Here is an 11,212-nt window from a genome sequence, read left to right as displayed (position 1 = left end):
TACGGTCATCGCTACTCCTTGTAGCAAGGCAGTTTCCTGCCTCATGACCGTTTACACAAAATCTAGGACACGCCCGTATGACATCGTGCTATCTAGCGAAGGTGAAACCCGGCGGTACACGCTTACTGATCTTTACCCGCAGGACAGAACTCCCAAGCAATTCTGGCTGGAGACTCGCGCGGAGATTTTGGGGTATTGGGTAACCGTGAAGCGGTCTTTTTCTTTCGGCGGGGATAAGTCCCTTAGCTGCTCCGCAACGCCAAAGTAACCATAAGGTGGGCGCGGCCTTCTTAATCGTGTTTGAGGTGTACCCACGATAAGGGAACAGTATCGGAGCGCTCCGCTCCACCGCTTGCAGCGAGTCGCCGTGGTTCGCCAGGAATGCACAGGACTCATGCGGCGATTTACTCTGGCAGCCCCGCTCTGCGCAGGCTGTTCTGAAAGATCGCGAGGTGCTCCGCGACCTGGATCGGCAGCCAGCCGCCGATGCCGGACACTCGCAGGCTCGGATCCAGCTGACGCAAAGTGTCCATCGCGCGCCGCGCTTCTTCGTCGCGCCCCGCAAGCGCATGGCAAGCGGCGAGAATGACGATTGCCAGCAGGAAGCTCGGCAGCTCGCGGAACGCTTTCTCAGCCCAGGACAAGGCCACGTCTAGCCGGCCGGTCAGGAAATGTGCGACGGCCAAGCCCGCCTGCATCCGGTACAGCTCGGGGTCGACGGGGCTGTATCGCATCGCGCGACTGAGATAGTCGATCCCTACTTCCGGCTCGCCTTTCCAGATTTTGAGGAAGCCGCCGAGAAACCACGCGGCGGCCAGATTCGGATTGAGCATGAGCGCCTTGTCGATCAAGGCAATGCCACCGGCAACATCGTTCGCGAGGTAACCGAGGGCGTGGCCGCTGCGCGTCAACGCGACGGCATCACTCCGATCCAGTTCGACGGCACGTCGGGCCATGCGGATGCCTTCCGCGATCTCCGCGGGACGATCACTCATCCAGCCATTGATCTTGCGCCAGCAGTGACACCAGGCGGCCATTGCATGCGCGGATGCGAACTCGGGATCGATCTCGATCGCCTTGTGCAGGAACGGCAGCGCCTGGTCGATCGCTTCGCGCGTGCCCTGATGCAGCTTCGCCGTTCCACGCAGATAACAATCGTAGGCATCGAGGCTGCCGGTGGATTTGTGGCTGGCGCGCAGGGTCTCGACGCGCTCCACCTCCGGGGCGATCGTACCGACGACACTGGCCGTGACCTGATCCTGCAGTTCGAAGATGTCTCCCAGCACGCCCTCGAAACGGCCTGCCCAGTGATGGGCGCCGGTCTCGGCGTCGATCAGCTGGCCGGTGATGCGCACGCGGTTGTTCGCGGTGCGCCAGCTGCCCTCAAGCACATAGCGAACACCGAGTTCGCGACCGATCTGCTTAACGTCGACCGAGCGGTTCTTGTACGTGAAGCTTGAATTACGTGCGACGACGAACAACCAGCGATGGCGGGACAGCGCGGCGATGATGTCTTCGACCACACCATCCGACAGATAGTCCTGCTCCGGATCGCCGCTTAGGTTAACGAACGGCAGCACTGCGATTGAAGGCTTCGACGGCAACCGCGGCGTGGCTTGCGGCGGGAGCCCAGGCGCGGTGCCAGGGTCGGCTGCGCGCGACGATGAGCTGACCTCGGCGACGAAACGGAATCCCTTGCGCGCGACCGTCCGGATCACCTGCTGGGCCTGGCCGCTGTCGCCAACCGCCTTGCGGACGGCGTTGATATGGCTGTCCAGCGTCGATTCGGAAACGATCCGGCCTGCCCAAATGGCGTTCATCAGGTCCTCGCGGCTGACGACCCGTTCGCGGTTCTGCACGAGATGGACCAGCAGATCGAAGACCTGTGGCGGGGTCGCCATGACCTCGGACGCGCGAGTCAGTTCGCGGCGGTCCAGGTCGATCCGGCAGTCGTTGAAGCTCAGCAGCATCCGGTGCCTCTCTGCCCTTGAGCCGGGTTCGCAAGGAAAAAACAAGGAAAACCCAAGGCGCCGACAAAGTCTTGCCGGCCGCAGTCGCGCATCCTGCATCCGTCGGCCAGAAGCGCCAGACGATCAACCCGGAACAAGGAGCTGAACATGAAGATTGTCGTGATTGGCGGTAGCGGACTGATTGGTTCGAACATTGTAAGCAGGCTGCGCCGGAGCGGTCACGAGGCGCTGGCGGCCTCGCCGCGGTCGGGTGTCGACAGCATCACCGGCAAGGGTCTCACCGAAGCGCTGGCCGGCGCGCAGGTCGTCGTCGACGTGTCGAATGCGCCGTCCTGGGAGGACCAGGCGGTATTGGATTTCTTCCAGACCTCCACCCGCAACCTGCAGCGCGCCGAAGTCGCCGCGGGGGTCGAGCATCACGTCGCGCTGTCGATCGTTGGCCTGGAACGACTGCCGGACAGCGGCTACTTCCGCGCCAAGCTGGCCCAGGAAGAACTGATCAAGTCGTCGAAGATCCCGTACACGATCCTGCGCGCCACGCAATTTTTCGAGTTCGTCGAGGGGATCGTCAGTTCCGGTGCCGATGGCGACAAGCTCCGTATGTCGCCGGCGCTGATCCAGCCAATCGCTTCTGATGATGTCTCCGCCGTGCTCGCCGATCTGACGGTCGGCGCGCCGCTGAACGGCATCGTCGAGGTCGGCGGACCGGATCGCTTTCCGCTCGATGAGCTGGCGCGCAAGTTCCTGGCCTCGCGTCAGGACCCACGCGAAGTCATCGCGGATGTCCGCGCCGGCTACTTCGGCGCCAAGCTGGACGACCGCTCGCTGGTCACCGACGCCGGCGCTCGTATCGGTCCGACGCGCTTCCAGAACTGGCTAAGCCGTCCGTCGGCAAAGGACTGAGCGCGGGCTCCGACAAGGAGATGAGATCCACAATTAACAGGTCCCGCTTCACGCGGCCTGCGAGCAGCTTGATTTGCTGCGTGCTGCTCGCAGGCTGCGCGATGGGTTCGGACTTCGTCTGGACAGCCAAGCCGGAGGATCTGCCGCTGGACGTCTACCGGCAGGCGCTGGAGGACCTGCTGGGACCTTGAGCGAACCCGCTCGCGCGACGCCCTCGCCGCGCCGACTTGGCGCGGAACTTGCCGGCTAAAGCCCCATGGCCAAGCCAAGAACGCGTGCGAAACCCGCCCCGAACCGGGGGCTGGTCCTGACTGCGGGCGGTGCGCGCGGCGCCTATCAGGCCGGGGTCATCAAGCGCATTGCCGAACTGCCGAGCCTGCGCGGCAAGGCGGCGCCTTTCGAAATCATCACCGGCGCGTCGGCCGGCGCCATCAACGGCGCCGCGCTTGCGACGTACCACGCCGATTTCACCGAAAGCGCCGACAAGCTGGCGACCCTTTGGGCGCAGCTCACCGCCAACGACGTCTACCGCAACGACATCGTCTCGCTCGCCCGCACCGGCAAGAATCTGATGCTCGACATGCTGCTCGGCCGCCTGTCGCGCGACAGCCGTACGCATTCCCTGGTCGACACCGCGCCGCTGCGCCGCTTTCTGAGCAAGCACCTGCCGGTGGACGGCATTGCCCGCGCCATCGAGAGCGGCGGTTTGCACGCGATCGGCGTGACTGCCACCGGCTACCACTCCGGCAAGGCGTTCACCTTCGTGCAGGGGCGCAAGGGCACGCCGCTGTGGAACAAGAGCCGTCGAGTCGCGCTACCGACGCAACTGACGCTCGATCACATTCTCGCGTCGGCGGCGATCCCGCTGGTCTTTCCGCCCGTGGCGCTGTCGGTCGCATCCGGCTCGACCGCCTACTTCGGCGACGGCGCGCTGCGCCTGACCACGCCGCTGAGCCCCGCCATTCGCCTGGGCGCGCAGAAGATCTTTGCCATCGGCGTGCGCTGTCATCAGTCGGCGGATTCGCTGCTGCGTTCGGAACTGTCCGAGCCCGCCGGCCTGGTCTCGCAGCTCAAGTGTCCGCCGCTGTCGCAGATCTGCGGCGTCTTCATGAACGCGATCTTCCTCGATCACCTCGATGCCGATCTCGACCACCTCAAGCGCATGAACACGCTGGTGGCAGGCAGCAAGCCGATCATGACGAAGCAAGGCGGCGCCAGCGAGCCGATGCATGTGATCGAGCCGCTGGTGGTTGCGCCTTCGGCGGACATTGCGATCATCGCCAAGACCCTCGAACACCGCATGCCGCGGACGCTGCGCCATCTGCTCGACGGCCTCGGCACGCCGGATGCGCAAAGCGCCGATCTCACCAGCTTCCTGCTGTTCGACAAGACCTTCACCAGCGAGCTGATCCAGCTGGGCTACCGCGACGCGGCGGAGCGCATCGACGAGATCGAGCACTTCCTGCTGGAGTGACCGGCAACGGGACAGCCGCTTGCGCCGTCGTCTGCTGTCCCGGCAACTGATCAGTTGTCGACGATCCTCGCCTTGAGGACTTCGAGCTCCACGCTGTCGAGCCCTTCCTCGGTCACGCCGCGCAGTCGGGTGACCAGTTCGCCCGACTCACCGGCCTTGAGCACACCGCGCAGCGATGCCGAAGCCTCGTTGCCGTCGAAGCTCGCGCCGACGCTGATGCCGCGCATGTCCACGGTCGTTGCATTGGTGACGGTGACGACCAGATTGCCGTTGGCATCGAGAGATTTGTCGACCTCAAGGTAGTCGCCAGGATTGCGCGGCAGGTCGAGTTGCAGCAAGTCGGTCATCGCTTGCTGGCTCAACTCACCGTCGCCACCGGCCGCCTCGCGGAAGTGGGCAATCGCACCGTCGTCGTCTTCGTAGTAGTCTCGGTCCAGCATGCCGAGATAGTAGTGGGCCGGCACGCTCTCCATCATGGTCATGCTGGCGGCGAGATCTTCCTGTGCCTCGTCGTAACGCTCCAGTTCATAGCGAGCGACGCCGCGATTGAGCAGATACCCGTACCAGTTGGGGTTCATCTTCTGCGCGCGGCTGTACTGCTGTTCCGCACCGCGCCAGTCGCCGCGCTTGGCGGCGATGTCGCCCAGTGTTCCGTAGAAGTGCGCTTCGCGAGGTTCGATCGCAATGGCCTCGCGCATGCGCGCCGAGGCGGCTGTCGTATCGCCCTTGGCCAGCAGCTCCACGGCCGTACCCCACTTCTCATAAGCCGGCCGCATCTTGCGGGCGTAGGCGGTGCGCCGCTGGTACTCGTCGCGTCGCACGTCGCCACCGGCTGGCAGCGCCGCGGCGGTCTCGCGATTCTTGCGTACCCGCTCTTCCGACGGCGGATGCGTCGACAGCATGCGCGACAGGAAGTCGTCGCCCTCTCCTGCCGACAGGCGCACGAAGGTTTCCTGCAGCCGCACCGCGCCGCCGGGATCGTAGCCGGCCTTGCGCATGTAGCGCGTGCCGTACAGATCGGCTTCCAGTTCCTGCGCGCGGTCGTACTTCGAATTGATCAGCGAGCCGCCGATCATCGCCGCACCAAGTGCGATGTCGGCGTAGTCTTCGCCGCCCAGCGCGAGGCCGCCGATCATCAGGGCGCCCATCGTCAGCATCTCCCGCGTCTGCCCGCGCGCGCCGTGGCGTGCCGCCGCGTGCGTGATCTCGTGGCCCAGTACCGCGGCCAGTTCTGCTTCGTCATCCAGCTCCCAGAACAGTCCGAGATTGACGCCGATCTTGCCGCCAGGCAGCGCCCAGGCATTGACCTCCGGATTGGCCAGCACGACGAACTCATACGGCAGCTGCCGGTCGCTGACCGCGACCAGGCGATTGCCCACGCTCTGCACGTATTCGGTCAAGGACGGGTCGACGGCGTACTCGCCGCCTTCCATCTGCTGAAGCGGCGCGTAGTTGTCGGCCCCGATCGTCAGCTCTTCCTCTTCGCTGACGAGGGTGAACTCGTTGACGCCGGTCACCGGATTGACCATGCATCCGGAGACGGTCATGACCGCGACGAGTGACAACCCACTGAAGAGCTTGCGCATGCTGGATCCCGAACCAAACGTCGACCGGCGACGAGAAGGCGGCATCGTGGATAGTGCAAGGGCAAGGCGATAGCCCCCAAACAGGGGGAAGCAATGCTCGCGACATGGAGCGCACACATGAGCCCAACCCCCTATACGGGGGAATGTTGCGGCGCCGCATTATCGGTAGATTGGATGCATCGAAAGGTAAGCCCCGGCTGGCGCTGCTGTTCAAGCGCTGGCGCGCGTTTGCGGGCGCAGGGTCGCCATCGGCAGCGTCGTCGTCGAACGCCTGCGGCCTTTCGAACCGGGTCAGCGCACGACCACCATCCTGAACACCTTGAAGGCCATGAACGCTTCCACCAATGCCGCGAAGGCTCGATCCGACCACCGGACTGGTCGAGCGATCCCTCATCGCGTCGTTCTGCCGCACGTCCTGCCGCAGCGACGGCAGGCAGCGGCCAGTGCGCTTGCGAGGACGCTTCGTCTTGACGAGTCGAGGATGCTGGAGGAGATGCTTGGCAATGCCTTCTACATGCGGCGTGGCTTGTCTGAAGGCAGTGCGGCCGCGGTTGTCGACGCGCTGCAGGCGATGCAGATTCCGGCGTACGCAGAACCGGATTTCAAGACTCGGCTCGGCCGACCTGCGGCGTCTTCGGTGACGGCGCCCGTCGCGGCATCAGCGCCGACGGTCTCGCTCGCATTGGACCGCGTTGTGGCCGTGAATCCTGAGCAGGCGCCGCGCGCCACGAGCCACCAGACAGCGCCGCTCAACCGTGACGACGCGAGATCGCGGCCAGTGCCGCGCCGTTCCGGCGTGCGCAATGCATGCGTCACCGCGGTGCTCGCAATGATCGCCGCCATGCTTCTTGCCGATGCGTTGCTTCCCCTCACCAAACTCAGCGCCGAGGAGCGCGTGTGGGCCGTTCTGCTGTCCGCTACAGCGACGCTGCTCTACGTTCTGCCGAGCCTGATCGCCATGTGCTTCCGCGTCTGCGGCTGGCGCGCGGCGCTGCCGATCAATTTCTTCGTCGGCGTCACCGGATGGGGATGGGCGCTGCTGTTGCGCCACGTCGTGATCGCCATCCGGCGCAATGACGTCGAACAGTGGCGGTCCGGCTTCTGAGAAGGTCTTGAAGCCTGTTCCGGCATGCGTCGGCTGAAACACCGCTACGGACTGTTGGAAATTTTCGCCCCGCGATAACGGCAACTTGTAACCGCGGCTCCCGGGCGCCATGCGTATTGCAGGCCATTGGATGGACCGCGCAACTACCAGACGGCACTTCCCGCGGCCGATCAATCGCTTAGGGAAAAGACTGTGCCGGGCACTCTTTTTGCTCCTTCGCGAATCGTTCGAGCCATTCACGGAAGGAGAAGAGCCATGTCGCTCGGTATTTACCTCGTTGGTTTCCTCATCCTCATCGGTGGCTTGGTCTACGGGGCGGTTCTGTTGAACGTGCCTCACGAGTGGATTGCGGTGGGCACCATCATTCTGGTCGGATTCGCGATTCTGTCCGGGGTTCGATCGACCCGGCAGAAGGATCAGGCGGGCTGAACGAAAGCCTGTCTCTGAATCGTCAGCGCCGACGCGACGCCACCGGCGCATTCGCCGGCAGGTCCAGCGTGTCCCAGTACGGCGGATCGCCGATGGTCTCGACCAGAAAATCGACGAAGGCGCGCAGCTTCGGCGAACCGTAGCGGTTCGGCAGGTAAGCCGCGTAGAGCGTCGACTCGTTGAATCCGCGCCAGTCCGGCAGCGGTGCGATCAGGCGCCCGTCGCGCAGGTACTTGCCGACGGCAAACGTCGGCAGCAAGGCGACGCCAACGCCGGCGAGCGCGTTGTAGCGCAGCGCATCCACGTTGTTGATTGCGAGGCTGCCGCTGATGGGCACCGCAAGCTGCTCGTCGCCGCGTGTGAATGTCCATCGGTGATCGGCCGTGCCGAGGGGAACGCCGAGGCAGTTGTGCTGCACCAGATCGGCCGGCGTCTGCGGTGTGCCGCGCCGCGCGAAGTAGTCCGGCGAGCCGACGACGACGAAACGCACGTCGGTAATGCGCCGCGCGACGAGGTTCGGCTGCGGTGCGCCGGTGATGCGCAGTGCCAGGTCGAAACCTTCCTCGGCCAGGTCGATCATGCGGTCGCTGGTGATGATCTCCAGCTCGATCTTCGGGTAGCGCTCGAAGAACGCCGGCAGCATCGGCGCGATCACCCAGCCGGCAAAGGAGTTGATGCAGGTGACGCGCAGGCGGCCGCCCGGCTCGGCCTGCAGGCTCGCGACGGCGGCGCGCGACTGTTCCAGCTCCTCGACGATGCGCGCGCAGTGCTCGTAGTACGCGCTGCCGGCCTCGGTCAGCGACAGCTTGCGCGTCGAGCGCTGCAGCAGCCGCGCGCCTAGTGCCCGTTCGAGCTTGGCGACGTGCTTGCTCGCCACCGATGACGCGATGCCGAGCCGGTCGGCCGCCGCGGCGAAGCTGCCCAGCTGCACGACGCGGGCAAAGGTCAGCACGTGATTCAGATCGTCCATGGCGCCCCCATTCGTTCCACATTGGAACTAAACAATTGCCAATGACCCAGCTTATCAGCACATAAGGCAGGAATAAGCTGGCGGCGTCCCTGACATTGGAGTCATTCCATGACCCAGCTCCTCCACAGCACTTTCACCGCGGCAGCCCTGAGCGCCGCCCTCCTGCTCTCGTCCGGCTCCAGCTTTGCCTACGGCGAGGCGGCGCCGATGGGCGTCATCGGCATCGAAGCCATGGCGCCTGTGAGCAGCCTCGATGCGTCGACGACCGAGGTCATCCGCGCCGAATCGCCGGTGCAGGCGCCGGCGGTTCCCGAGAACTCGACGCTGCAGCGCTGGATGGTCGCGCTGCGCCAGTTCTTCGACGGCGCGATCGAAGTCGCCCTGCGCTGAAAACCCCTGCATCGGAGCCTTCAATGAACCTGCTCAATTCCTTGCGCCGCTTCAACGCCGTCACCGGACAGATCGCGCCGACGATCAGCGCGCGTGCTTCGCGCCGTGTGCTAATGCGCCCGCGCACCCATGCCCCGAAGACCTGGGAGGCCGGCGCCCTCGCCCAGGCCGAGCGCGTTGGTTTTCGTTTCGGCCTGTCGGGGCTGCGCTGGGGCGAGCGCGATGCCCCGGTCGTGCTGATGCTGCACGGCTGGGAAGGCCGCTCGACCCAGTTCGCGCATTTCATCGAGCCGCTGTTGCGCGCCGGCCGGCAGGTCGTCGCGCTGGATGCGCCAGGCCACGGTGAATCGCCGGGCGACGAGTCGAACGCGATTCTGTTCACGCATGCGCTGCTCGAAGCGGCGATCGAGATCCCGAATCTCGAAGCGGTGGTCGGTCACTCGATGGGCGCCGGCGCGATCGGCTATGCGCTCAGCCTTGGCTTGTCGCCGCAGCGTGCGGTGCTGCTGGGCGGGCCGTCGAGCCTGCGCAGCGTGCTCGAACAGTTCGCCGACGGCGTCAACCTGCAGCCGCGCGCGCGATCACGTTTCTTCGATATCGTTGCCCGCCATACGGGCGTGCATCCGGACGAGGTGGACGTTCGCAATCTCGCCCGCGACTACCAGATCCCCGCGCTGATCGTGCACGACCGCGACGATGCGCTGGTGCCGTTCGAGCACGGCGAACGCATGGCCGCTGCATGGTCCGGCGCCGAACTCATGGCGACCGAAGGACTTGGCCACTGGCGCATCCTCACCGACCCGCGCGTCATCGCACGAGCGACGGACTTTCTGGTCGGTTCGGAACCGCTGCGCCGGGTGGCCTGAGCGGCCCTACTCGGCGGCGCCGTTCTCGAGGTAGCTGCCGACGGCGGACAGCACGGCTTCCCATTCCTTCTGCGCGATGGTGTCGATCGGGTCGTTGCCGAAGCGCACGCCGACGAGGTTCAGCGAAGGCATGACGCTGACGAGCTGATGGCCGTAGCCTTCGGCCGTGTAGTTGCCGGACTCGACGCCGCCCAGGTGCGGCCACATGTAGCCGCGCGGTCCGCCGCCGGTGGCCTTGTCGTAGTTGTGCGAGGCGGCAACCCAGGCCGCCGGGATGATCTGCTGGCCGTCGACGCTGCGCCCGCCGTTGCGGTGGAGCTCGCCGAAGCGAAGCATGTCCCTGGGTGTGGCGAACAGCCCCATCGATGCGAAGGCATGGCCGAGGCGGTCGACCATGACCAGCGCTTCGTCCTGCATGCCGGCGGGCCGCCAGATCTTCTCCGAAAGGATCTGCACGTAGGGCTGCTGGTAGACGTTCTCCAGCAGCCACGCGAGCATCTGCGCATCGGCACTGTTGTAGCGGTAGAACTCGCCGGGCGGCGCGACGCGTGTCAGCTTGAGCAGGTATTCATCGCGCGTCATCCCGTAAAGACCGTTCGAGTGATAGTCCGCGCCCATCAGCACGAGCTCTTCGGGCTGGTGCACCGGCACGTCAACCCAGTAGATGCCCGATTCCATCTGCAGCAGGTCTTCGACGCTGACGCCTTCCCAGACGGTGTCCGCGGCCTCGGGGATGTATTTCTTGATGGGGTCGTGGATCGAATCGACGCGGCCCTCGGCCACCGCAATGCCGACCAGTGACGTGGTGACCGACTTGGTGACCGACCACATGTGGTGGCGGGTCTGCGGATTGAAGCCGTTCTGATAGCTGTCGTAGATGAACTGGCCGTCGTGCATGAATGCGATTGCATTGGTCGACCCGCTCTGCATGAACTGCTCGACGGTGCGCGTGTGGCCGTTGATCTCGTAGGTCACCTGGCTGAGGTCGACCTTCGCTTCGGGCAGCGCGGCGGCGGCAGGGTCGGCTTCGGCAACCTGGGTCGGCAGAATCAGGATGACCGACGTGGCCTCGATCGGCAGCAGCAGGATCGAGAACTCGAAGTTCATCGCGTCCTGCAGCAGCCTCGCGGCCTGGCCGCCGCTCAGCAACAGGTCCGCGCGCGCGCGCAGCATGCCGATCAAGGGCCCGACGCCGGGCAGGAACTCATTGGGCGTCGGATAGAGCCTGCCGAGGTGCATCGCGATGACATTGCCCAGGCCGTCGGGCAGCGTCGACAGCGAAGCCAGGGCCAGTGCCGGATCGGACGGCAGCGAGTACAGACCGCTGCGTTCGACCATATGCAGCAGCTCCGCGGCCAGGATCACGCCTTCGTTCGGTGGATCAACCGAGGTGTCGTCCGGAGGAAGCGGTTGTGCGGAAGGCGGGTTGCCGCCGTTATCGCAGGCTGCCAGCGCGAACGCAGTGATTGCGACGCACGCAAGACGACGCCAAACAGATGAATTCATGGCTCCCCCAACC

Annotated in this window: 10 protein-coding genes; 6 read left to right on the top strand and 4 right to left on the bottom strand. The window is 65.1% G+C overall.

Annotated features, from left to right (window positions below; genetic code table 11):
* Positions 1 to 404: 404 nt before the first annotated feature.
* Positions 405 to 1,970 carry a winged helix-turn-helix domain-containing tetratricopeptide repeat protein gene (locus AC3WUF_RS20670; RefSeq protein ID WP_492429234.1) on the bottom strand — a complete coding sequence of 522 codons (1,566 nt, stop codon included), beginning with the start codon at positions 1,968 to 1,970 and terminating at the stop codon, positions 405 to 407.
* Between the two features lie 147 nt (positions 1,971 to 2,117).
* On the opposite strand from AC3WUF_RS20670, the gene AC3WUF_RS20665 reads away from it, so the two are divergent.
* Together AC3WUF_RS20665 and AC3WUF_RS20660 are read left to right on the top strand one after the other, a co-directional pair.
* Positions 2,118 to 2,873, top strand: a complete 756-nt coding sequence (locus AC3WUF_RS20665; RefSeq protein ID WP_492429232.1) for an SDR family oxidoreductase — start codon at positions 2,118 to 2,120, stop codon at positions 2,871 to 2,873.
* A gap of 256 nt (positions 2,874 to 3,129) precedes the next feature.
* Positions 3,130 to 4,347 (top strand): patatin-like phospholipase family protein, encoded by a 1,218-nt coding sequence (locus AC3WUF_RS20660; protein WP_492429230.1) that lies wholly within the window; start codon positions 3,130 to 3,132, stop codon positions 4,345 to 4,347.
* Between the two features lie 50 nt (positions 4,348 to 4,397).
* Here AC3WUF_RS20660 and AC3WUF_RS20655 read toward each other — a convergent pair whose 3' ends face one another.
* Positions 4,398 to 5,933, bottom strand: coding sequence for a M48 family metalloprotease (locus tag AC3WUF_RS20655; protein ID WP_492429228.1), 1,536 nt, complete (start codon positions 5,931 to 5,933; stop codon positions 4,398 to 4,400).
* A 481-nt stretch (positions 5,934 to 6,414) separates the two neighbouring features.
* Between AC3WUF_RS20655 and AC3WUF_RS20650 the strand changes: the two genes are divergently transcribed.
* Together AC3WUF_RS20650 and AC3WUF_RS20645 are read left to right on the top strand one after the other, a co-directional pair.
* On the top strand, positions 6,415 to 7,038 hold the full coding sequence (locus AC3WUF_RS20650; protein ID WP_492429226.1) for a hypothetical protein: 624 nt from the start codon (positions 6,415 to 6,417) through the stop codon (positions 7,036 to 7,038).
* Between the two features lie 255 nt (positions 7,039 to 7,293).
* On the top strand, positions 7,294 to 7,467 hold the full coding sequence (locus tag AC3WUF_RS20645; protein ID WP_492429224.1) for a hypothetical protein: 174 nt from the start codon (positions 7,294 to 7,296) through the stop codon (positions 7,465 to 7,467).
* A 22-nt stretch (positions 7,468 to 7,489) separates the two neighbouring features.
* On the opposite strand, the gene AC3WUF_RS20640 is transcribed toward AC3WUF_RS20645, so the two are convergent.
* On the bottom strand, positions 7,490 to 8,437 hold the full coding sequence (locus AC3WUF_RS20640) for a LysR family transcriptional regulator (protein WP_492429223.1): 948 nt from the start codon (positions 8,435 to 8,437) through the stop codon (positions 7,490 to 7,492).
* A 108-nt stretch (positions 8,438 to 8,545) separates the two neighbouring features.
* Between AC3WUF_RS20640 and AC3WUF_RS20635 the strand changes: the two genes are divergently transcribed.
* Both AC3WUF_RS20635 and AC3WUF_RS20630 read left to right on the top strand, forming a co-directional pair.
* A complete protein-coding gene (locus AC3WUF_RS20635) occupies positions 8,546 to 8,827 on the top strand; it encodes a hypothetical protein (RefSeq protein WP_492429221.1) in 282 nt (93 codons plus the stop codon).
* A gap of 23 nt (positions 8,828 to 8,850) precedes the next feature.
* Positions 8,851 to 9,693, top strand: a complete 843-nt coding sequence (locus tag AC3WUF_RS20630; RefSeq protein ID WP_492429219.1) for an alpha/beta fold hydrolase — start codon at positions 8,851 to 8,853, stop codon at positions 9,691 to 9,693.
* A 6-nt stretch (positions 9,694 to 9,699) separates the two neighbouring features.
* Here AC3WUF_RS20630 and AC3WUF_RS20625 read toward each other — a convergent pair whose 3' ends face one another.
* Positions 9,700 to 11,058 carry a serine hydrolase domain-containing protein gene (locus tag AC3WUF_RS20625; protein ID WP_492429217.1) on the bottom strand — a complete coding sequence of 453 codons (1,359 nt, stop codon included), beginning with the start codon at positions 11,056 to 11,058 and terminating at the stop codon, positions 9,700 to 9,702.
* Between the last annotated feature and the right edge of the window lie 154 nt (positions 11,059 to 11,212).

The sequence above is a fragment of the Fontimonas sp. FW305-C-3 genome (genome assembly GCF_058783185.1).
This window is presented reverse-complemented; position numbering and strand designations above follow the sequence as displayed.